Source organism: Serratia sp. szju, assembly GCF_044594185.1.
GTDB classification, from domain to species: Bacteria; Pseudomonadota; Gammaproteobacteria; order Enterobacterales; family Enterobacteriaceae; genus Serratia; species Serratia bockelmannii.
Genome location: NZ_CP172576.1, coordinates 168,007 through 190,253, shown reverse-complemented (window position 1 = coordinate 190,253; position 22,247 = coordinate 168,007). Strand labels below are relative to the sequence as shown.

General features: G+C 62.3%; 19 protein-coding genes. 8 read left to right on the top strand and 11 right to left on the bottom strand.

All coding sequences use genetic code 11. From position 1 onward, the window contains the following. The first annotated feature begins 83 nt into the window (after nucleotides 1-83). Entirely contained in the window at nucleotides 84-1,736 is a 1,653-nt protein-coding gene (gene ushA, locus RE418_RS00975; protein ID WP_025301800.1) for a bifunctional UDP-sugar hydrolase/5'-nucleotidase UshA, read from the top strand. Nucleotides 1,737-1,844: 108 nt separating this feature from the next. On the opposite strand, the gene RE418_RS00970 is transcribed toward ushA, so the two are convergent. Continuing rightward, on the bottom strand, nucleotides 1,845-2,612 hold the full coding sequence (locus tag RE418_RS00970) for a helix-turn-helix domain-containing protein (RefSeq protein WP_049209318.1): 768 nt from the start codon (nucleotides 2,610-2,612) through the stop codon (nucleotides 1,845-1,847). A 100-nt stretch (nucleotides 2,613-2,712) separates the two neighbouring features. On the opposite strand from RE418_RS00970, the gene RE418_RS00965 reads away from it, so the two are divergent. Both RE418_RS00965 and dacB read left to right on the top strand, forming a co-directional pair. After that, nucleotides 2,713-3,870 carry a multidrug effflux MFS transporter gene (locus RE418_RS00965; RefSeq protein WP_089180608.1) on the top strand — a complete coding sequence of 386 codons (1,158 nt, stop codon included), beginning with the start codon at nucleotides 2,713-2,715 and terminating at the stop codon, nucleotides 3,868-3,870. A 92-nt stretch (nucleotides 3,871-3,962) separates the two neighbouring features. Next, on the top strand, nucleotides 3,963-5,429 hold the full coding sequence (gene dacB, locus RE418_RS00960) for a D-alanyl-D-alanine carboxypeptidase/D-alanyl-D-alanine-endopeptidase (RefSeq protein WP_089180609.1): 1,467 nt from the start codon (nucleotides 3,963-3,965) through the stop codon (nucleotides 5,427-5,429). Between the two features lie 10 nt (nucleotides 5,430-5,439). Here dacB and ybaK read toward each other — a convergent pair whose 3' ends face one another. The 3 genes from ybaK to copA form a co-directional block, all read right to left on the bottom strand. Beyond that, nucleotides 5,440-5,919: a Cys-tRNA(Pro)/Cys-tRNA(Cys) deacylase YbaK gene (gene ybaK, locus RE418_RS00955; RefSeq protein ID WP_004940240.1), complete on the bottom strand. Its 480-nt coding sequence runs from the start codon at nucleotides 5,917-5,919 to the stop codon at nucleotides 5,440-5,442. 228 nt (nucleotides 5,920-6,147) lie between these two features. Continuing rightward, nucleotides 6,148-6,954 carry a TraB/GumN family protein gene (locus RE418_RS00950; protein ID WP_025301805.1) on the bottom strand — a complete coding sequence of 269 codons (807 nt, stop codon included), beginning with the start codon at nucleotides 6,952-6,954 and terminating at the stop codon, nucleotides 6,148-6,150. 133 nt (nucleotides 6,955-7,087) lie between these two features. Then, the gene (gene copA, locus RE418_RS00945) at nucleotides 7,088-9,799 is read right to left on the bottom strand and encodes a copper-exporting P-type ATPase CopA (RefSeq protein ID WP_089180610.1); all 2,712 of its coding nucleotides are present in this window, start codon (nucleotides 9,797-9,799) and stop codon (nucleotides 7,088-7,090) included. Between the two features lie 107 nt (nucleotides 9,800-9,906). Between copA and cueR the strand changes: the two genes are divergently transcribed. Further along, nucleotides 9,907-10,308: a Cu(I)-responsive transcriptional regulator gene (cueR, locus tag RE418_RS00940; protein WP_025301807.1), complete on the top strand. Its 402-nt coding sequence runs from the start codon at nucleotides 9,907-9,909 to the stop codon at nucleotides 10,306-10,308. Here the strand turns inward: cueR and RE418_RS00935 are convergent. Together RE418_RS00935 and RE418_RS00930 are read right to left on the bottom strand one after the other, a co-directional pair. Continuing rightward, entirely contained in the window at nucleotides 10,305-10,766 is a 462-nt protein-coding gene (locus tag RE418_RS00935) for an NfeD family protein (RefSeq protein ID WP_025301808.1), read from the bottom strand. The genes cueR and RE418_RS00935 overlap by 4 nt on opposite strands. A gap of 2 nt (nucleotides 10,767-10,768) precedes the next feature. After that, nucleotides 10,769-11,674 (bottom strand): SPFH domain-containing protein, encoded by a 906-nt coding sequence (locus tag RE418_RS00930; RefSeq protein WP_004940203.1) that lies wholly within the window; start codon nucleotides 11,672-11,674, stop codon nucleotides 10,769-10,771. Nucleotides 11,675-11,994: 320 nt separating this feature from the next. Between RE418_RS00930 and cfa the strand changes: the two genes are divergently transcribed. Continuing rightward, on the top strand, nucleotides 11,995-13,146 hold the full coding sequence (gene cfa, locus RE418_RS00925) for a cyclopropane fatty acyl phospholipid synthase (protein WP_089180611.1): 1,152 nt from the start codon (nucleotides 11,995-11,997) through the stop codon (nucleotides 13,144-13,146). Between the two features lie 112 nt (nucleotides 13,147-13,258). On the opposite strand, the gene RE418_RS00920 is transcribed toward cfa, so the two are convergent. The 3 genes from RE418_RS00920 to tesA form a co-directional block, all read right to left on the bottom strand. Beyond that, nucleotides 13,259-14,113 (bottom strand): co-chaperone YbbN, encoded by an 855-nt coding sequence (locus RE418_RS00920; protein ID WP_025301810.1) that lies wholly within the window; start codon nucleotides 14,111-14,113, stop codon nucleotides 13,259-13,261. A gap of 77 nt (nucleotides 14,114-14,190) precedes the next feature. Next, nucleotides 14,191-14,967, bottom strand: coding sequence for an SDR family oxidoreductase (locus RE418_RS00915; protein WP_004940195.1), 777 nt, complete (start codon nucleotides 14,965-14,967; stop codon nucleotides 14,191-14,193). 26 nt (nucleotides 14,968-14,993) lie between these two features. After that, complete coding sequence (gene tesA / locus RE418_RS00910; protein ID WP_161800806.1) at nucleotides 14,994-15,632, bottom strand: multifunctional acyl-CoA thioesterase I/protease I/lysophospholipase L1; 639 nt, start codon at nucleotides 15,630-15,632, stop codon at nucleotides 14,994-14,996. Here tesA and ybbA point away from each other — a divergent pair. The 3 genes from ybbA (at nucleotide 15,603) to RE418_RS00895 (ending at nucleotide 20,482) form a co-directional block, all read left to right on the top strand. Further along, nucleotides 15,603-16,289, top strand: a complete 687-nt coding sequence (gene ybbA / locus RE418_RS00905; RefSeq protein ID WP_025301812.1) for a putative ABC transporter ATP-binding protein YbbA — start codon at nucleotides 15,603-15,605, stop codon at nucleotides 16,287-16,289. The two genes, tesA and ybbA, sit on opposite strands and share 30 nt — an antisense overlap. Next, entirely contained in the window at nucleotides 16,286-18,718 is a 2,433-nt protein-coding gene (ybbP, locus tag RE418_RS00900; RefSeq protein ID WP_089180612.1) for a putative ABC transporter permease subunit YbbP, read from the top strand. Before ybbA ends, ybbP begins: the two co-directional genes overlap by 4 nt. A 357-nt stretch (nucleotides 18,719-19,075) precedes the next feature. Beyond that, a complete protein-coding gene (locus RE418_RS00895) occupies nucleotides 19,076-20,482 on the top strand; it encodes a sugar porter family MFS transporter (protein ID WP_043135713.1) in 1,407 nt (468 codons plus the stop codon). Nucleotides 20,483-20,546: 64 nt separating this feature from the next. On the opposite strand, the gene purK is transcribed toward RE418_RS00895, so the two are convergent. Continuing rightward, nucleotides 20,547-21,614, bottom strand: coding sequence for a 5-(carboxyamino)imidazole ribonucleotide synthase (purK, locus tag RE418_RS00890; RefSeq protein ID WP_004940189.1), 1,068 nt, complete (start codon nucleotides 21,612-21,614; stop codon nucleotides 20,547-20,549). Next, on the bottom strand, nucleotides 21,611-22,135 hold the full coding sequence (purE, locus tag RE418_RS00885) for a 5-(carboxyamino)imidazole ribonucleotide mutase (RefSeq protein WP_016928802.1): 525 nt from the start codon (nucleotides 22,133-22,135) through the stop codon (nucleotides 21,611-21,613). Before purE ends, purK begins: the two co-directional genes overlap by 4 nt. Nucleotides 22,136-22,247 lie beyond the last annotated feature (112 nt).

The following is a 22,247-nucleotide window of genomic DNA, read 5'->3' as shown; positions in this document are numbered from 1 at the left end:
CAAAAATTTGAAATCAGCTGTCATTAATTCGCGCTACAATTCCGCCCTCATCATAAAAGCTATTGAATACACGGAGATCCGCCATGCGTTTTTCGCTGAAAACCACCGCATGCGCGCTGGCCGTTTCCCTGACGTTGCTGTCGGGGGCCGCCAGTGCCTGGGAAAAGGATAAGACCTACGCCATCACCATTCTGCATACCAACGATCATCACGGTCACTTCTGGCAGAACGATCACGGCGAATACGGTCTGGGCGCGCAGAAAACGCTGGTGGACGGCATTCGTCAGGAAGTGGCGGCGCAGGGCGGCAGCCTGCTGTTGCTGTCCGGCGGCGATATCAACACCGGCGTGCCGGAATCGGATTTGCAGGACGCCGAGCCGGACTTCCGCGGCATGAACCTGGTGGGCTATGACGCGATGGCGATCGGCAACCACGAATTCGACAACCCGCTGAGCGTACTGCGCCAGCAGGAGAAATGGGCAACTTTCCCGCTGCTGTCCGCCAATATCTATCAGAAAAGCACCGGCCAACGCCTGTTCAAGCCTTACGCCTTGTTCGACAAGCAGGGCATCAAGATTGCCGTTATCGGCCTGACGACCGACGACACTGCTAAGATTGGCAACCCGGAGTACTTCACCGACATGGAGTTCCGCGTGCCGGCGCAGGAAGCGAAGCAGGTGGTGGAGCAACTGCGCAAGGACGAGAAGCCGGACGTGATTATCGCCGCCACCCACATGGGGCACTACGATAACGGCGAACACGGCTCGAACGCGCCGGGCGACGTGGAGATGGCGCGCAGCCTGCCGGCCGGATATCTCGACATGATCGTCGGCGGCCACTCACAGGATCCGGTGTGTATGGCCGGCGACAACCGCAAACAGGTGGATTATGTGCCGGGCACGCCGTGCTCGCCGGATCGCCAGAACGGCACCTGGATCGTGCAAGCGCATGAGTGGGGGAAATACGTGGGTCGCGCCGACTTCGAATTCCGCAACGGCGAGCTGAAGCTGGTGCATTATCAGCTGATCCCGGTAAACCTGAAGAAGAAGGTGGAGAAGGCGGACGGCACCAGCGAGCGGGTGTACTACACCCAGCAGATTGCGGAAGATCCGACCATGATGAAGCTGCTGACGCCGTTCCAGGATAAGGGCAAGGCGCAGCTGGGCGTGAAGATCGGCAGCGTCAACGGCAAGCTTGAAGGCGATCGCAGCAAGGTGCGCTTCGTGCAGACCAACCTGGCTCGGGTGATGCTGGCGGCGCAGAGGGAGCGCGCCGACGCCGACTTCGCCGTGATGAGCGGCGGCGGGGTGCGCGATTCGATTGAAAGCGGCGATATCACCTACAAGAACGTGCTCAAGGTGCAGCCGTTTGGCAACACGTTGGTGCATGTCGATATGAAAGGCCGTGAGGTTGAACAGTATCTGGCGGTGGTGGCCAACATGAAGCCGGACTCCGGCGCCTACGCCCAGTTCGCCAACGTCAGCCTAGTGGCGGACGGCAAGGGCGTCAGCGAGGTGAAGATCAACGGCCAGCCGCTGCAGGCGGATAAAACCTACCGCATGGCGACACTGAACTTCAATGCGCTGGGCGGCGACGGCTATCCGAAGCTGGACGGGCTGCCGAGCTACGTCAACACCGGCTTTATCGATGCCGAAGTGCTGAAGCAGTACATCGAGAAACACTCGCCGCTGGATGCGGCGGCCTACGAGCCAAAGGGCGAGATCGTCTATCGATAGAGGTGTAGCGGAACGGCGTTCTCGCTTGTCGCGGGGGCGCCGTTCCCGCCTTCGCGAGCCTCCTCTCCATCAACGCCTTCTGTCGGCGTTGCCGTTTTAGACGGCGTCTTACTTTCGTCTCTCCATATACGCCCTCGCTGGGCAACCCATCATATTCTTGAAAAAAGTGGCGAAGGCGCTGTCGCTGGAAAACGCCAGCTGGCCGGCGACCTCGGATTGGCTCAGCCCTGCGGCCAACATCTCTATCGCTTTGATCAGGCGCCATTGCTGACGCCACTGTTGATAACTGAGACCGGTTTCACGGCGGAAAATCCGGCTGATGGTTTTCTCGGAAGCGCCGCTATAGCGCGATAGCTCGTGCAGCGGCGGAAGCATGTCCAGATTGGCCAGATGGCGCAGGCGCCGGTCGCTGGGCAGCGGCAGCAACGTCAGTTCGCGCGGTGCGGCGGCGATCTCGTCGAGGCAGACCGCCAGAATATTGGCGTGAGGCCCGTGCTGCCAGTCGGTGTCGAAGGCGGCGAACGCGATGCGTTCCAACACCTCGCGCAGCAGCGGCGAGGCTGTCAGTACGGCAAGCTGCGCAGGCAGACAGGCATAGCGATCGGCGTCGAGATAAAGCGAACGGTAACCGACGACGCCGTTGACCTGAACGCGGTGAGCCACCTGCGGCGGGATCCAGGCGACTCTGCCCGGCGGCAGCATGCAGATGCTTTGGTTGAGCGTGATGCGCATGCTGCCTTGCTGACAGAACAGCAACTGCCCCCTGTCATGCCAATGCGTGCCCGAGTCGTGCTGCGCCAGTTCGGCGGCGATCCCGAGTACCCCGTTGTCGAGCGTATCCGGATTAAAACTGTCCTGCGCCTGAAGCCACGCCATAGTATGTCCGATTTTGTAAATTTATTGTCTTTTATATTGTAATCGGCACCGGGGAGCTGATGCTACCTTGTGCAGCCTATTCTTGGCTACAGGATCTGTTATGCAACGTAAACTGACGCTGACGTTGGCGACGTCGATGATGATGTTTCCCCAGGTGGTGGAGACCATCTACAGCCCGGCATTGACGCACATTGCGCACGGTTTCCGGGTCAGTGCGGAGATGGCGGCGCAAACGCTCTCTTGTTACTTTTTCGCTTTTGCGCTCGGCGTGGTGGTATGGGGGCGGATGTGCGACGTCATCGGACGCCGTCCCACCATTTTGGCCGGGCTGACGCTCTATCTGCTGGCTTCTCTCGTTGCGCTGTTCAGCGGCAGCTTCAGCATGCTGCTGGCGGCGCGGGTGCTGGCCGCCTTTGGTGCGGCGGTCGGCTCGGTCGGGACGCAAACGGCGATTCGCGATCGCTTCGACGGTTATGAGTTGGCGCGGGTGTTCTCGGTGATGGGGATCGCCATGGCGATCAGTCCGGCGGTTGGCGTGTTGAGCGGCGCAGTGCTGACTTACTATTGGGGCTATCAGGGGGTGTTCGGCGGTTTGGTGCTGTTGGCGGCGCTGTTGTTGGGCTATGCCGGTTGGCAACTGCCGGAGACGCGTCCGCAACAGGTGGTGAAGAGTTCATTTTTTGGCACGCTGGGGCGGATGATCAAGGACGGGGATATTTGGCTCAGTGCGCTGTTGGTGGCGTTGTTCAATATTTGCATGTTCAGCTATTACCAACTGGCGCCATTCCACTTCTCAGCGTTGGGATTGCCGACGCAGTGGTTCGGTTATACCGGTTTGGTATTGGCGGTCGGAGTGGGTATCGGCGCGGCGATCAACAAGTTTTTGATCGGCAAACGCTGGCTGTTCCCCGCACTGTTGATGCTGGCCTGCGCGCTGTCGCTGACCGGCGGCCTGCTGGTATTGCTGCTGGAAGGGACCTTGTGGTTTGTTCTGCCGATGATGCTGGTGGTGATGGCGTACGGCATCGCCATTCCCAATATTCTGGCGCGCGCGCTGCGCCATTATAAAGACTGCATGGGCACTGCCGGCGCCATCCTTGGCCTGATGTATTACCTGATGCTCGGCGGTGGCCTGGTGCTGGCGGGGCTGTCGCTGCACTTGGGTGCCGTGCTGTCGCTCTGCAGCCTCTGCGTGCTGCTGTTGGCGTGGCGGGTGGCGCACAACGAGCGTCGTTTGGCGTTGCCTGCGCGTAGCTGAATGATAAACGGGGCGGACATTCTCGCCACCGCTGCCTTCCAATGATAGCCTGAGCGACAATTTGGTTTTGATAACGCAAACAGGAAGATGACATGTTGAAAACCGCAGGCTGGCTGCTGCCCGCCATCCTGGCGCTGGCGGGGTGTTCGTCATCCGGCCAAGGTCATGAGCAAACGCTTAGCCAGGCGCTGGCGGCCCTCGGCCAGGACAAGGCGCTGGTTGGGGCGTCGAGCGGCGTGATGGTGCGCGATGCCGAGAGCGGCACCGTGCTGTATCAGGCGCACGCGGAGCAGCGTTTGGCGCCGGCTTCCAACATGAAGATGTTCACTTCTCTGGCGGCGTTCGGCGTGCTGGGGGCGGATTACCGGTTTGAAACCCGGCTGCTGACCACCGGTGAACAGCGCGGCAACACCTTGCAGGGGGATCTCTATCTGCAGGGCAGCGGCGATCCGACGTTGCATCCTGACGATCTCGACACCTTCGCCGCCACGCTGGCGCAGCGCGGCGTTCGCCAGATTCATGGGCGGCTGATCCTGGACGCCAGCGCGTTCGATCAAACGCCATTCGGCGCCGGCTGGAGCTGGGACGATGAACCCTTTGCCTTCGCTGCACCGATCTCGGCGCTAAACTACGCCTTTACCCCCGGCGGCGATATCAACGTGGTGCGGGTGGATGTGCAACCGGGCGCCCGCGCCGGTGCGCCGGGGCGGGTGAGCTTCTATCCCGCCAATGACGCGGTGACGCTGGTCAACCGTACCAGCACCGGCGGCGACACCGCACTGACGTTCGAGCGCCAACCGGGCAGTAACCGGGTTGTGGTCAGCGGCACCATTGCCGCGCAGGCGGAGGCCCGTTCGCGATTGATCACTGTCGATCAACCCACCCGCGTGGTTGGTGCCTTACTGCAAAATGCCCTGCGCGCGCACGGCATTACCCTGCGCGGTAATGCTGAAGAGGGTGTGACGCCAGCCGGCGCACAGCTGCTGGCGCAAAAAAACTCGCCGCCGCTCTCCCGCCTGATCGTCACCTTCCTGAAAGTGTCCAATAACGGTTACGGTGAGGTACTGACCAAAGCGATGGGCCGCAAAACGCAGGGTAAGGGGGATTGGGCCGCCGGCCTGCAGGCGATCGGCCAGTTTGTGCAAAGCCAGGGCATCGCGGCCGGCGCGTACCGTCAGGTGGACGGTTCAGGGCTGTCGCGTATGAACCAGATCACGCCGCAACAGCTGACGACGCTGCTGTTGGCGGCCAGAAAACAGCCGTGGTTCGCCGACTGGTATCGCGCTTTGCCCGTCGCGGGCCAGCCGGGGTTGCTGGTGGGCGGCACGCTGCAGAGCCGTATGGTGAAGACGGCGGCGGCGGGCCGCGCCCACGCCAAGAGCGGCTCCATGACCGGGGTCTCGTCGCTCAGCGGCTATGTCGATTCGGCGACCGGACGGCCGCTGGCGTTCGCCATTATCAGCAACAACTATCTGGTGCCCGGCGCGGAGGTGAAGGCGCTGGAGGACCGCTTGGTGGAGACGCTGGCAGCCTGTGACGCCACGGTGGTGTGCCGCTGAGTACGCGGCGTCAGTCGCGTTTGGCGATGTCGGCGAAGCTGCCGGCCAGCAGGCGGCACAGATCGGCGGCGGCCAGCTCGATGTCCAGCCCGCGTTTGCCGCCGGAAACGTAGATGGTGGCGAACGCTTGCGCCGGGCTGTCGATCACCGTCGGCAGCCGTTTTTTCTGCCCCAGCGGGCTGATGCCGCCCACCAGATACCCGGTGACGCGCTGCGCCAGCTGCGGATCGGCCATCTCGGCCTTTTTGGCGCCGAGGGCGCGGGCAACCTTTTTCAGATCCAGCTGGGTGGCGACCGGCGTGACCGCCACCGCCAGGTGTTTGGCGTCGCCGTTCAGCGCCACCAGCAAGGTTTTGTAAACCCGATCGGCATCCAGCCCCAGCTTTCTCACCGCCTCATCGCCGAAGTTGGTTTCGTCGCTGTCGTGGTGATAAGGATGGAGGGTGAAGGCGACCTTTTGTTTCTCAAGCAGAACGACTGCGGGCGTCATGATGTGTTGTCCAAAATGTCCCCAGCGGGGAAGGGGTGATAACCAGTCTTAAAAATACAAAAATCCAACCTGCCCGGCAACCTGAACGGCTGTTACATAAAGCGGGTTGCCAAGATATTCACCGGGTTGCTACCCTGTTTACTGTAACCGTTAACACGGTTGCTATGCGTATAACTAGAATACAAGAAATTCCTCTTTGACTGGCCAATAGCGATATTGGCCACTTTTTTACCCCTGTGGCTGCAGCATCGCCGGCAGGTTATCCTCGCCATACAGGTGCAATGCGCCAACCGCCACCACATAGTCCCCGGCCGGCAGCGCCTCCAGCTGACGCCGCCAGTCGCGATTGCGCTGATGCATCAGCACGTCGTACAGCCCAGCGCTGAAGGTGGCCGGCAGCGTGTCCAGCGTGCCGCGCGGTTTGGCGTCCAGCCACCAGCTCACCATGGTTTGCAGCAGCCGCGCGTTGGTATGCCAGTGTTCCAGCGTATCGCGCAGCAGTGCGATGCCGCCTTCCGGCAGCTGTTCCAGCATTGCCAACTGCTGCTGCGCCCCTTCAAGTTCGATCACCGGTTTGTCCTGCGCTCTGGCGGCCTGCAGCAGCTGATAATCTACGCCGTACTCTGCGCGCAGCCCCAGACGCTGAGCCTGCCGCGCCTGCATCATCAGCGCCACCTGCCAGCCGGGCAGGGTGGCGAAGGCGTGCGGATCGGCGCCCAGTTCGTGGCACAGCGCCAGCAGCTGTTGATACTCTTCGGCGGACAGGCGCTGTTCCAGCTCCGGCTGCTGTTCGGCGTGGTCGAAAGGGGAGGCGGCGCCGGTGATATCGGCTTCGACGATCAGCGCGTCGGCCTGTTGCAGCCGGGCGGCCAGCCGGGGCGGCAGCGGCGACATATCGACGGTGCCCATATGGATGCTGCCCACCAGATGCAGCCGACGTTCGCCCGGCAGGGTGATGTCCAGCGCCGGATAAGCGTAACTTTTGGGCGAGATCAGGCCGAGAAAGGCGGCGAGGCGGCGTAACAGTTGACCCATACGGCGTGGCTCCTGAATAACGGGTGCGCGTTTTCGCGTGCAAGGCGAGGGAAAATCGTCATTCATGCTAAACGCTATCTGCCGCGCAGGGAAGCCCGGAAAACAGCGGGGCGCCTTGACGGCGCCCCGGAGCTTACTTCCTGGGTTTAAAACGCAGCAGCCGGTTGGCGTTGCTGACTACGGTAATCGACGACAGCGCCATTGCGGCACCCGCCACCACCGGGCTGAGCAGTGTGCCGGTCAGCGGGTAGAGCACGCCGGCGGCGATTGGAATGCCCAGCGTATTATAGATAAAGGCGCCGAACAGGTTCTGCTTCATGTTGCGCAGCGTGGCCTTCGACAGCTCCACTGCATCCGCTACGCCATTCAGGCTGTGGCGCATCAGGGTGATGGCAGCGGTCTCGATGGCGATGTCGCTGCCGCCGCCCATCGCGATGCCCACGTCGGCCTGCGCCAGCGCCGGGGCGTCGTTGATGCCGTCGCCGACCATCGCCACGCGTTGGCCCTGCGCCTGCAGCTGTTTGATCGCCGCCGCTTTGCCGTCCGGCAGCACGCCGGCAATCACCCGATCGATACCGGCCTCTTTGGCGATGGCGTTGGCGGTCACCGGGTTGTCGCCGGTCAGCATCACCAGCTGATATCCCTGCTGGTGCAGGCGCTGCAGCGCCGCGACGCTGTCCTCGCGTAGCGGATCGCGAATGGCGAACAGCGCGGCCGGTTTACCGTCAACGGCCAGCAGCACCGGCGTCACGCCGCGTTCGGCCTGGGCGCGCATCGGCGCATCCAGTTCGGCGGTCGCGACCTGATGCTGTTCCAGCAGCGCGGCGTTACCCAGCAGCAACTGCGCGCCGTCGATCTCCCCGCTGACCCCGGCGCCGCGCAGGGTGCGGAACTGCGCCACCTGCGGCAGCGTTTGCCCGGCGGCGCGTTCCATGATGGCGCGCGCCAGCGGGTGGTTGGAGCCTTGTTCCAGCGCGGCGGCCCAGCCGATCGCCTGCTGCTCGCTGACCTGATTGAAGGTCAGGATCTCCACCACCTGCGGTTTCCCTTCGGTCAGGGTGCCGGTTTTGTCGAACACCAGGGTGTCCAACTGGCTGGCCTGTTGCAGGGCGTCGGCGTCGCGAACTAGCACGCCGAACTCCGCCGCGCGGCCGACGCCGGAGATGATCGACATCGGCGTTGCCAGGCCCAATGCGCACGGGCAGGCAATGATCAGCACCGTAGTGGCGATCACCAGTGTATAGACCAGCTGCGGCTGCGGGCCGAAGAAGTACCACATCGCTGCGCTGAACAGGGCGATCGCCACCACCGCCGGCACGAACACCGCCGAGACGCGGTCAGCCAACTGGCCAATCGCCGGTTTACTGCTCTGCGCCTGACGCACCAGTTTGATGATGCGCGCCAGCGTGGTTTGGCTACCGATGGCGGCGGCGCGGAACAGCACGCTGCCGTCGTCGACCACCGTCCCGGCATGCACCGTATCGCCGGGGCCTTTCTGCTGTGGCACCGCTTCGCCGGTCAGCATCGCTTCATCGAGCCAGACTTCGCCCTGCACGATTTCACCGTCGACCGGCACGCGATCGCCGGTGGTCAGCCGCAGCGTCATGCCGAGCTGCACCTCCGCCAGCGGGATATCGCGTTCGCCGTCGTCGGTCACCAGCCGCGCGGTGGGCGGTGTCAGATCCAGTAACCGCTCCAGCGCCTGTGAAGAACGCTGACGAGCGCGCTGCTCCAGCGCATGGCCGAGGTTGATCAAACCGATGATCATCGCGCTGGCCTCGTAATAGAGGTGGCGCGCTTCCGTCGGGAAGAAATCGGGCCAAATGTTGACGGCGATCGAGTAAAGCCAGGCGGCGCCGGTGCCGAGTGCCACCAGGGTATCCATGGTGGCGCTGCCGTTCATCAGCGCGCGCCAGGCGTTGCGGTAGAAGTGCCCGCCGGCAAACACCATCACCGCCAGGGTGATGACGCCGACCAGCAGCCAGGGGCGCTGGGTTTCCGGCGTCAGCGTCATGCTGCCGCCGAACAGCCCCCAGGCCATCAGCGGGATACCCAACGCCAGCCCCAGCGCCGCCTGCCAGCTAAAGCGCTTCATGTTGGCGCGTGCGGTCTGCTGTTGGCGTTCGCGACGTTCTGTCTCGTCCTGAATCATCTCGGCACCGTAGCCGGCTTTTTCCACCGCCGCTACCAGTGCCTGCGCATCGGCGGCGCCGGTGACCAGCGCACTGCGCTCCGCCAGGTTGACGCGCGCGTGTTCAACGCCGGGGACGCTTTGCAGCGCATGCTGCACTTTATTGACACAGCTGGCGCAGGTCATGCCGCTGAGCAGCAGCTGTACGCTGTCGTCCGCGTTGTCGGTTGCCGGAAGGGGAGGCTGCGCCGCTGGCTGAACGTCCGGCAACGAAGGTGTTGCGTCAGTCAACGGCTCAGTTTTTGGGACGACGGCACCCGCCACGCTGGCGTGATAACCGGCATGTTCCACCGCGGCGATCAGCGCCTGCGGATCGGTATCGCCGTACACTTTCGCGCTGTCGATCTCGACCTCGGCGGCGAACACCCCCGGCACCGCTTCCAGCGCCTTGCGGGTACTGCCGACGCAGTGCATGCAGCTCAGGCCACTCAGCTGCAGTTCGGTGTCGGCGCGCGGCGCGACTTCTGCCTGATAGCCGGCGGCGATCACGCTGTCGATCAATGCGCTGTTCGGCGCTTCGCCGGTCACTTTGGCGTAATGGACGTTAACCTCCGCCTGTTCGACATCGCTGCGGCTTTCCAGGGCTTTTTTCACCCGCTGCGCGCAGTTCATGCAGGACAACCCCTGCAATGCCAGCATAGTGGTGTGTGACATGATTGAACTCCTTGCGTAGAGGCGGTGTTTAAAGGTTGACCGCCGGACCTGTTTTCACTAAGAATGGAGCTTAAACCTTCCAGCAAGGGTAAGGTCAAGGAGGGAAAATGAATATTAGCGACGTCGCGAAAAAAACCGGTTTAACCAGCAAGACGATTCGTTTTTACGAAGAGAAAGCGTTGATTACCGCCCCGATTCGCAGCGACAACGGTTACCGCCACTATTCCGCCAAGCATGTCGAAGAGCTGACGCTGCTGCGCCAGGCGCGGCAGGTGGGCTTCAACCTGGACGAGTGCCGCGAACTGGTAGCGTTGTTCAACGATCCGGCCCGCCACAGCGCCGACGTGAAGGCGCGCACGCTGCAGAAGGTGGCGGAGATCGAAAAGCACATCAGCGAGCTGGGGAACATGCGCCAGCGCCTGCTGACGCTGGCGGAACAATGCCCGGGCGATGAGGGGGCGGAGTGCCCCATCATCAATAACCTGGCGGGGTGTTGTCGTTCTAATTAACGGCTGATGGCGCGGATCACCAGCGTGACCCCTTCCACCGCCACCACTTCCACCTCGGTGCCGGCGGGCAGATCTTCCGCCGCCTGCGCGCGCCAGCTGCTGTCGCCGATATTAATGCGCCCCATACCGTTGTGCATCGGCTCCGTCAGCGTGGCGCGGGTGCCGATCAGCTGGCGGTTGCGCTGGTTGAGCACCGGCGACCCGCCGGATGCGGCTGCCGGGCGCCGACGCAGCCAGTACCACCACAGGTAAGCGACGACGACGGTCAGGACGGCGAAGATCATGCCTTGCCATGCCCAGGAAAGCGGCGGCAGTAGCCAGATCAGGGCGCCGACCAACAGCGCCGCCACACCGCTCCACAGCAGGTAGCCGCCGGCGCCGAGCATTTCCGCCGCCAGCAACACGCCCCCGAGAGAGAGCCAGAACCACAGCGGATTCGCCGCGATCAGTTCGAGCATGATTATTTGCCTTTGCTTTCTTTCAGCAATTCGGTAATGCCGCCGATCGAGCCGAGCAGGCTGCTGGCGTCCAGCGGCATCATCACCACTTTGCTGTTGTTGGAGGAACCAATCTTTTGCAGCGCGTCGGTGTATTTCTGCGCCACGAAGTAGTTCACCGCCTGAATGTTGCCGCTGGCGATGGCGTCGGATACCAGCTGGGTGGCGCGCGCCTCGGCCTCGGCGGCGCGTTCACGCGCTTCCGCCTGCAGGAACGCCGACTGGCGTTCGCCCTCGGCCTTCAGGATCTGCGATTGTTTCTCCCCCTCGGCGCGCAGAATGGCCGCCTGACGCACCCCCTCTGCCTCCAGGATGTCGGCACGCTTGGTGCGCTCGGCCTTCATCTGGGCGTTCATCGAGGCGATCAGTTCCGCCGGCGGCCGCACGTCGCGGATCTCGATACGGGTGATTTTCACCCCCCAAGGATTGGTCGCTTCATCGACGATGTGCAGCAGGCGGCTGTTGATGCTGTCGCGCTGCGACAGCATTTCGTCGAGCTCCATTGAGCCGAGCACGGTGCGGAAGTTGGTCATGGTCAGGTTGACGATCGCCTGTTCGAGGTTGCTAACCTCGTAGGCGGCGCGCGCCGGATCGACCACCTGGATGAAGCACACCGCGTCGATGGCGACGTTGGCGTTATCGCGGGAAATCACCTCTTGGGAAGGGATATCCAGCACCTGCTCCATCATGTTGATTTTGCGGCCGATGCGGTCCATGAACGGCACCACCAGGTTCAGCCCCGGCATCAGCGTTTTGGTGTAGCGGCCGAAGCGTTCTACCGTCCATTGGAACCCCTGCGGCACAATTTTGACGCCGGCGAACACCACAATCAGCGCGACGACGATCACGATGGGAATAAAAGTAAGCATGCAAACCTCCTGTCAGACATATGTAAACAGATATTACGTCAGCGCCGGAAAAATGCCTACTGATACCGCGACTTAATCCAGGGCGCTGACGCAACCCGCGAGCGGTGGATCCCGCGTCTGGAACAGAGTGTTGTCACGACAAGTGTGGCACAGCTGAAAAATAAGTATGCCTAAATGGCATGATTTCAATAATTTTTATTCATTTCATGCTGTTGCTCGCCTTGGCTAGAGTAAAAACACCCCCTGTATTTACCGTCAAAAAGTTGTCATTTTTATTTGCGACTATGCTTTTTGAAATGACATTTCGGCCAAGGATTGTTATGGATTCGCTCAGTGTTGATGAACTCGCCCAGAAGAAGGATCGTTGGTATCGCATTGTGGAGGAGATGTTGGCGGAAGCCGGCGTCGCCATCAACGGCCCGCGCGCCTGGGATATCCGCGTGCATAACCCGGCGCTGTTCAAACGCATTTTGCAGGAAGGCTCGCTCGGCTTCGGCGAAAGCTATATGGACGGCTGGTGGGAGTGCGAACGGCTGGACATGCTGTTCACCCGCATTCTGCAGGCCGGCGTCGATGAACGGTTGCCGAAAAGCCTGAGCGACATCGCGCGCATCGCCTATGCCCGGCTGTTCAATCGCCAATCGCGCAAGCGTGCCTGGCAGGTGGGCAAAGAGCACTACGACATCGGCAACGACCTGTTCCGGGCGATGCTCGATCCTTATATGCAATACTCCTGCGGCTACTGGAAAGAGGCGCAGACGCTGGAGCAGGCGCAGCAGGCCAAGCTCAGGATGATCTGCGAAAAACTGCAGTTGAAACCGGGCATGACGCTGCTGGATATCGGTTGCGGCTGGGGCGGATTGGCGCAGTTTGCGGCGCAAAACTACGGCGTCTCGGTGCACGGCGTGACCATTTCGGCCGAGCAGCAGAAGCTGGCGCAGGCACGCTGCGCCGGGCTGGACGTCGAGATCTTGCTGCAGGATTACCGCGATCTGGATCGTCAGTTTGATCGCATCGTGTCGGTCGGCATGTTCGAGCACGTCGGGCCGAAAAACTACGACACCTATTTCAGCGTCGCGGCGCGCAACCTGAAGCCCGACGGCCTGTTTTTGCTGCACACCATCGGTTCCAATCAAACCGATCTCAACGTCGACGCCTGGATAGACAAATACATCTTCCCCAACGGCTGCCTGCCTTCGGTGCGGCATATCGCCGAGGCCAGCGAAGGGCGTTTCGTGATGGAGGATTGGCACAACTTTGGCGCCGATTACGATCGCACGCTGATGGCCTGGCTGGAGAATTTCAAACGGGCGTGGCCGGATCTGATGGGCGGTTATTCCGAGCGCTTCGAACGCATGTTCACCTATTACCTGAACGCCTGCGCCGGCGCGTTCCGTTCGCGCAACATTCAGCTGTGGCAGGTGTTGTTCAGCCCGGCGGGCGTGGAGGGCGGGGTGCGGGTCTATCGCTAATCCCCGTCATATTTCAAGCTGGCTGCACGTTCGAGCCCTGGTCACTTAGTTATCTAAGCTCCCAGGGCTTTTCACATTTGCCGCCTGGATGCAGCTTCAAGTATGACGGATATCAGTACAGCAGGGAGTACAGCTGGCGGCGATATTTAGCGGCCAGCGCGTCGCCGGTGCCGAGCGCGGCCAGAATGTCCATCAGGGTTTTGCGCGCGCTGCCGTTGGCGGCGGCCAGATCTTTCTTCAGATGCCCCATCAGCAGTTCCAGCGCTTCTTCGTTACGCCCGACCTGATGCAGCTGCAGCGCCAGCTGCACCGCCAGTTCGACGTTGTCCGGCTGCTGCTGCACCTGTTGTTGCAGCTGCTGGATTTCCGGCGTGTCCGCCGCCTGCTTCAACAGTTCAATCTGCGCCACCAGGCCCTGATAGCGGGTATCGCGATCCTGCAGCGGGATGGTCGCCAGCACAGCTTCGGCATCTTCGCTGCGGCTGAGGGCGATCTGGGTTTCGGCCAACGTCAGACCGATGTCGCTGCGCTGCTGGCTGCTCTGCCAGGCGTCTTTCAGCAGCGGCAGCGCTTCGGCGGCGTTGCCGGCGGCCAGCAATTCTTGCGCCTGCGCCAGTTTCAGATCTTCTTCCTTCGGCAGGAAACGCTGCAGCAAGTCGCGGATCGCTTCTTCCGGTTGCGGGCCCTGGAAGCCATCGACCGGCTGACCGTCTTTAAACAGGTAGACCGTCGGAATCGAACGCAACCCGAATTGGGAGGCGATCATCTGTTCGGCGTCGCAGTCCACCTTGGCCAGAATGAACTGACCGGCGTATTCCGCCGCCAGCTTGTCCAGCACCGGCGTGAGCTGCAGGCAGTGTTGGCTGCGCTCGGACCAGAAGTAGAACAGCACCGGAATGGACATCGACTGTTCCAGCGTCTGGTGCAGGTTAGTTTCGTTAATATCAACAACAGCTTGAGCTAGCATCTTTTTTCTCTCTGATCGTGCGGAGCCATGGGGTGTAGATGGGGGCGCGCCGCCATTCTTCAACCCCGGCGGGCGAATTAAGCGTTGCTGCGCAGCAGCCAATCCAGACAGCGGCCCGGCAAAATGCGGCGCAGCACGCTCATGGCGTGCGCCAGCAGGGTCACCGGGTAGCGCAATTTGGCGCGCGGGCTTTCCAGCGCGTGGCGCAATTTGGGCAGAATGGCCTCCGGCGGCAGCGTCAGACGCTTGGCGATACCGGGATTGTGCACCGGCTTGTCGCTCTGCGCCTGGTTGACGTTCTGGCTAAAGTGGGTGGAGATCGGCCCCGGTTCGATCAGGCTGACCTGAATGCCGCTGCCGTGCAGCTCCATGCGCAGCGCGTCCGACCAGGCTTCCAGCGCGAACTTGCTGGCGGCGTAGGCGCCGCGCCCAGCGCTGGAAACCAGGCCCATCACCGAACTGGTCTGAATAATGCGCCCTTCGCCGTGCGGCAACATCGCGGGCAACAACAGTTGGGTCAGTTGGTGGGTGCCGAACAGGTTGGTGGCGAATTGCCGCTCCAGCTGGCTGCGCGAAATGCGGCTGAGCGGGCCGTAAACGCCGAAACCGCCGTTATTGAACAGGCCGTACAGGCGGCCGTCGGTCAGCGCGATCACCTCGGCGGCGGCGCGCTCGACGCTGGCGCTGTCGTCCAGATCCAGCTCGATGCCTTCCAGCCCGAGCTGGCGCATGTTTTCCACGTCCTGCGGTTTGCGGCAGGCAGCCAGCACCCGGTAGCCGCGGTTGCGCAGATCCTGCGCCGCAATCAAGCCTATCCCGCTGGAACAGCCGGTTATCAATACCGCTTTTTGCATAACTTTACCTAGTGTACGACCCTAATTTAGTGAGACTCATGCTTTACTAGAGGCTCCAGGCGCTCCGCCATCCAGGTGGCGATAAACGGCTGGGCATCCCCATTGGGGTGCAATCCGTCATCCTGCATCCATTCCGGCTTCACCACCACCTGTTCCATATAGAACGGCAGCAGCGGAATGTTGAACTGTTTGGCCAGCGCCGGGTAGACGGCGCTGAACGCTTCAGTATAGCGGCGGCCGTAGTTCGGCGGGATGCGGATCTGCATCAGCAGCGGCTGCGCGCCGGCTTGCTGCACCAACGTGATGATTTGGCCGAGATCGCGCTGTACGTCCTGCGCCGGGAAGCCGCGCAGGCCGTCGTTGGCGCCCAGCTCGATCAGCACCCAGCGCGGCTGATGCTGTTTCAGCAGCGCGGGCAGACGCGCCAGCCCCTGCGCGGCGGTGTCGCCGCTGATGCTGGCGTTGACCAGCTGCGGCGCGCCCGATTTTTTCTGCCACTGTTCGGCCAACAGCGTCGGCCACGCCCGCTCGATCGGCAGGCGGTAGCCGGCGCTTAAACTGTCGCCCAAAATCAACAAGGTATCGGCGGCGGCAGCGCGTAAACTGAATAATCCCAACAGCAAAAGGAAGGGAAGATGCCAGCGGAAAACGTTCTTGAAGTTCATCATCTTAGTAAACACGTTGGTCAGGGTGAGCATCAGCTCACCATCCTTACCGGAGTCGAGCTGCTTGTCAAACCCGCGCAGACGATCGCTCTGATCGGCGAATCCGGATCGGGGAAATCGACCTTGCTGGGCATTTTGGCCGGGCTGGATGACGGCAGCGAAGGCGAGGTGCGCTTGCTCGGCGAGTCGCTGACCGCGCTGGACGAAGAGGGGCGCGCCGCGCTGCGCGCCAGGAATGTCGGCTTCGTTTTTCAGTCGTTCATGCTGGTGCCGACGCTGAACGCGCTGGAGAACGTGCAGCTGCCGGCGCTGTTGCGCGGCGAGAGCGACAGACAGAGCCGCGAGCAGGCGGTGCAACTGCTCGATCAGTTGGGGCTGGGGAAACGGCTCGATCACCTGCCGGCGCAGCTGTCCGGCGGCGAGCAGCAGCGCGTGGCGCTGGCGCGCGCCTTCAGCGGCCGACCGCGGGTGCTGTTCGCCGATGAACCGACCGGCAACCTCGATCGTCAGACCGGCGATCGCATCGCCGACCTGCTGTTTTCCCTCAACCGCGATTTTGACACTACCCTGATCCTGGTGACCCATGACGAAACCCTGGCGGCGCGCTGCCAGCGGCGGCTGCGGCTGCGTGAAGGCAAGCTGTGGGAGGAAGCATGATCTGGCGCTGGTTCTGGCGCGAATGGCGCTCGCCGTCGCTGCTGATCGTTTGGTTGGCGTTGACGCTCTCCGTGGCCTGCGTGCTGGCGCTGGGCAGCATCAGCGATCGCATGGACAAAGGGCTCAGCCAGCAGAGCCGTGACTTTATCGCCGGCGATCGGGTGTTGCGCAGCGCGCATCCGGTGCCGGAAGGCTGGCTGCTGGACGCGCAGCAACAGGGGCTGAAGGTGAGTCGTCAGCTGTCGTTCACCACCATGACCTATGCCGGCGATCGGCCGCAGCTGGCGGACGTGAAAGCCACCGATCTGGCCTATCCGCTGTACGGCAAGCTGGAAACGCGCCCGGCCAACATCCAGCCCGAACCGGGCAGCGTGCTGGTGGCGCCGCGTTTGCTGGCGCTGCTGAACGTGAAAGTGGGGGATTCGCTCGAGGTGGGCGACACCACGCTGCGCATCGCCGGTGAAATCATTCAGGAGCCGGACGCCGGTTTCAATCCGTTCCAGACCGCGCCGCGCATCATGATCAACCTGGCGGACGTCGATAAGACCGGCGCAGTGCAGCCGGGTAGCCGGCTGACCTACCGCTACATGTTCGCCGGCGCCGAGCCGGATATTCAGCGTTACGAAGCGCGGTTGACGCCGCAGTTGACGCCGGATCAGCGCTGGTTCGGGCTACAGGAGTCCGGCAGCGCGCTCGGCAAGTCGCTGCAGCGCTCCCAACAGTTCCTGCTGCTGTCGGCTCTGCTGACGCTGCTGTTGTCGATCGCCGCCGTGGCGGTGGCGATGAGCCACTATTGCCGCAGCCGCTACGATCTGATTGCGGTGCTGAAAACTCTTGGTGCCGGGCGCGGCGCGCTGCGTAAATTGATCGTCGGCCAGTGGCTGGCGGTAATGGCGCTGGCGGCGGTGTGCGGCGGGGCGATCGGGCTGGCGTTCGAAGCGCTGCTGATTCGCCTGCTGAAACCGGTGTTGCCGGCTGCATTGCCCGCCGCCGGCGCCTGGCCGTGGCTGTGGGCGCTCGGCGCGCTGGTGCTGATTTCGCTGCTGGTCGGGTTGCGGCCGTATCGCCAACTGCTGGCTACCCAGCCGCTGCGGGTGCTGCGCCGCGATGTGGTGGCCAACGTCTGGCCGCTGCGCTACTTCCTGCCGGTGACGGTGGCGATCGTGGTGGCGCTGTTGGTGACGCTGATGGGGGCCAGCACGCTGCTGTGGGCGATCCTGGCGGGTATGGCGGTACTGGCGCTGCTGCTGGGCGGCATCGGCTGGGGCAGCCTGCTGCTGCTGCGCCGCATCACGCTCAAGAGCCTGGCGCTGCGGCTGGCGGTCAACCGCCTGCTGCATCAGCCGTGGGTGACCATCAGCCAGCTGGCGGCGTTCTCGCTGTCGTTCATGCTGCTGGCGCTGCTGTTGGTGCTGCGCGGCGATCTGCTCGAACGCTGGCAGCAACAGCTGCCGCCGGACAGCCCGAACTATTTCCTGCTCAACATGACCGAGGCGCAGGTGCCGCAGGTGAAAACCTTCCTGCAGCAGCACCAGATCAAACCGGAAACCTATTACCCGATCGTCCGGGTGCGCCTGACCGAGATAAACCAGCAGGTGGCGACCGAACGGGTGCATGAAGACGATCCGGGCGGCGAGGCGGTGAACCGTGAGCTGAACCTGACCTGGCTGGCCGAACTGCCGGATCACAATCCGTTGGTGGCGGGCAATTGGCCGCCGAAAAGCGGCGAAGTCTCGATGGATGAAGGTATCGCCGGGCGGCTGAAGATCAAGCTGGGCGACACGCTGACCTTCAGCGGCGATACCCAGGCGTTCAGCGCCAAAGTCACCAGCCTGCGCCAGGTGGATTGGGAAAGCCTGAAGCCGAACTTTTACTTTATCTTCCCGCCGGGCGCGCTGGACGGCCAGCCGCAGACCTGGCTCACCAGCTTCCGCTACGACGGCGACGGCCAGATGCTGACCCAGCTCAACCGCCAGTTCCCAACGCTCAGCCTGCTGGACATCGGCGCGATCCTGAAACAGGTCGGCGGCGTGCTGCAACAGGTCAGCCGCGCGCTGGAGGTGATGGTGGTGCTGGTGGTGCTGTGCGGCGGCCTACTGCTGCTGGCACAGGTGCAGGTCGGCATGCGTCAGCGCCGCCAGGAGCTGGTGGTGTACCGCACGCTGGGGGCCGGCAAACGGCTGCTGCGCCGCACGCTGTGGTGCGAGTTCGCCCTGCTGGGGCTGGTGGCGGGCATCGCGGCGGCGGTAGGCGCCGAGGCGGCGCTGTGGCTGCTGCAGAGCCGGGTGTTTGACTTACCGTGGACGCCGACGCCGGTGCTGTGGTGGGCGCTGCCGCTGGCCAGCGCGCTGCTGCTGTCGCTGTGCGGCGGCTGGCTGGGCGTGCGCCTGCTGCGCGGCCGGGCGTTGTTCCGCAGTTATGAGGGCTGATCTTGCTGTCGCAGGCCCGTTGCCGCCAAGCGTGGCCGGGCCTGCCGTTTTTCTTGGGCGCGTTACTGGCGCTATTCCTCTTCATGCCTACCTTAAGTGAAATCGATTACATTTATGTTGTGTCAATACGGCTACCTTTGATAATCGGTGCAACGGATATCAGGTCGGTTTCGCCTATTTTATGCATTAATTTATAAGGTTATGCATAAATTAAGCGACTTTATCCACCTTGAAAAACAGCATATCCATTTTTAATGGAATGTAACCGTTTTCACTAATGTGATCGCACTCACTTATCTTAGACGCATTGCCTCCTATCATGTCGCACACTGATGACCGTTTTCTCCTGGAGGCTGTATGAGCGATACCGTCAAAGTGACACCGGCGGAGAAAAGCCCGACTCATGTCGGCATGACTTTTTTCGTCTGTTTTTTAGCCGCCTTGGCCGGCCTGCTGTTCGGTCTTGATATCGGCGTGATCGCCGGCGCCCTGCCGTTTATTACCGAGACTTTTCAGATCACCAGCTCTCAGCAGGAGTGGGTGGTCAGCTCAATGATGTTTGGCGCCGCCGTCGGCGCTATCGGCAGCGGCTGGATGAACTTCCGGCTGGGGCGCAAATACAGTTTGATGATCGGCGCTATCCTCTTCGTGGCGGGATCGCTGTGTTCTGCGTTCGCCCCCAACGTGGAGGTGTTGATCGTTTCACGTATTCTGCTGGGATTGGCGGTGGGGATCGCTTCTTATACCGCGCCGATTTATCTTTCTGAAATCGCGCCGGAGAAAATCCGTGGCAGCATGATCTCGATGTATCAATTGATGATCACCATCGGCATTCTGGCCGCTTACCTGTCTGATACGGCATTCAGCTATACCGGTGCCTGGCGCTGGATGTTGGGCGTCATCACCATCCCGGCCGGGCTGTTGTTGGTCGGCGTGTTCTTTTTACCTGACAGCCCGCGGTGGTTGGCCTCGCGCAATCGTCATGAGCAGGCGCGTCAGGTGTTGGAGAAGCTGCGCGACAGCAGTGCCCAGGCGCAGTATGAACTGAATGAAATTCGTGAAAGCCTCAAACTGAAGCAAAGCGGTTGGGCGTTGTTCAAAGGCAATAAAAATTTCCGCCGCGCGGTTTTCCTTGGCATTCTTCTTCAGGTGATGCAGCAGTTCACCGGGATGAACGTCACCATGTATTACGCGCCGAAGATTTTCGGTCTGGCGGGCTTCGCCAGTACGGAACAGCAGATGTGGGGCACGGTGATCGTCGGTCTGGTCAACGTGCTGGCCACCTTTATCGCTATTGGGCTGGTCGACCGCTGGGGCCGCAAGCCCACTTTGATCCTTGGGTTTATCGTGATGGCCGTCGGCATGGGGGCGCTGGGAACCATGATGAACATCGGCATGAACTCGGCGGCGGAGCAATATTTCGCCATCGTCATGCTGCTGATGTTCATCGTCGGCTTTGCCATGAGCGCCGGCCCGCTGATTTGGGTGCTGTGCTCAGAGATCCAGCCATTGAAAGGCCGCGATTTCGGCATCACCTGTTCCACCGCCACTAACTGGATCGCCAATATGATCGTGGGGGCGACATTCCTGACCATGCTGAATTCGTTGGGCAGCGCTCACACCTTTTGGGTTTACGCGGGGCTTAACGTGCTGTTTGTTTTCATCACGTTGGCGCTGATCCCGGAAACCAAAAATATTTCTCTGGAACATATTGAACGCAATCTGATGGCCGGCAAACCGTTGCGTAACATCGGCTCGCGTTGATCTTTGCGGCAATAAAAAAGGTTCAGCCTGGGCTGAACCTTCTTCTTTTCGGCGGTATAAACCGTTAAGCCAGCTTCTGCTGTGCCCAGGCCAGCCCGCTTTGGTATTCGCCCGGCAGCAGCGGCGCCAGCGCTTGCAGCGCCTGACGCAGATCGGCGGCGCTCGGGTCGTTCAGATTGAGGTGGCCGACCTTGCGGCCCGGACGCACCTCTTTCTCATACCAGTGCAGATGCACCAGCGGCAGCGACAGCCACTGTTCGTTGACGGCGGTGCCGATCAGGTTGACCATCACCGACGGCGTGCTCACCACCGGCTGCGGCAGCGGCAGGCCGAGAATCGCGCGCAGGTGCAATTCGAACTGGCTGATGGACGCGCCGTTTTGCGTCCAGTGGCCGCTGTTGTGCACGCGCGGCGCCAGTTCGTTGATCAGCAGCCGATCGCCGACGATAAAGCACTCCATCGCCATCACGCCGACGTAGTTCAGCTCGTTCAGGATCGCCGCCAGCATCTGCTCGGCCTGTTGCTGCAGTGCCGGGTTGGGCTGCGGCAGCGCCACGCTGGTGCGCAGGATGCCGTCTTCATGCAGGTTGTGGGTCAGCGGGTAGAATACCGAACGGCCGTCGTGGCCGCGCGCGCCCACCAGCGACACTTCGCCGGAGAAATTGATGCCTTGCTCGACGATGCACTCGCCATAGGCGTCGGCCGGCAGTTCGGCTTCCTGGCCCGGGCGCAAGCGCCATTGGCCGCGGCCGTCATAGCCGCCGACCCGGCGTTTGACGATCGCCAGCTCGCCCAGCGCAGCGAACACCTGCGGCCATTCGGCGGCGCTCGCCAGCAGCTGCCACGGCGCGGTCGCCAGGCCGAGCTGGTCGAGCAGCTGTTTTTGCGTCAGGCGATCCGCCAGACGCGGGAAGATGTCACGGTTGACGAAGGCGCTGTGGGTCGCCAGCTCGCGCGTCAGCGCGGTTTCTGGCCAGCGTTCGATCTCGGCGGTAATGACGCTGTTCTGATACGGCACCGCTTCAGGTTCGGCATCGATGCCGACAGGGTAGACGGCGATGCCCAGCGGTTCGCCGGCCTGGCGCAGCATGCGCCCCAGTTGGCCGTTGCCCAGTACGCAAACCGGCTTCATGCGTCCTCCCGCGGATCGGGGTGGTTCAAGACGTCTTCGGTCTGCGCCTGACGCCAGTCCGCCAAACGCTGCGCCAGCGCGGCGTCGTGCAGCGCCAGGATCTGCATCGCCAGCAGCCCGGCGTTGGCGGCGCCGGCTTTGCCGATCGCCAGCGTGCCCACCGGAATGCCGCGCGGCATCTGTACGATGGAGTACAGGCTGTCTACGCCGCTCAGCGCGGCGCTTTGCACCGGCACACCCAGCACCGGCACCAGGGTTTTCGCCGCCAGCATGCCCGGCAGGTGCGCCGCACCGCCGGCGCCGGCGATGATCACGTCAAAGCCGTTGGCGGCAGCCTGCTCGGCGAAGCTGAACAGCTTGTCCGGCGTGCGGTGAGCGGAAACGACTTCGACATGGAAGGGGACATCGAGCTGGGTCAGGACTTCTGCGGCGAACTGCATGGTGGCCCAGTCACTTTTCGATCCCATTACAATTGCGATTTTAGCCCCGGTATTGGCGGCTGAAGCGGCGTTGGCTCCCATGGGTGTAAGGCTCCTGTGATTTTTCTGGCGTCGGCTGAGGGCCGAATGAGGGCGTAGAGCATACCATGAGCGCACGGCGAGGAAAACGGTTGCGTCGCCGGTTTTCACCGTC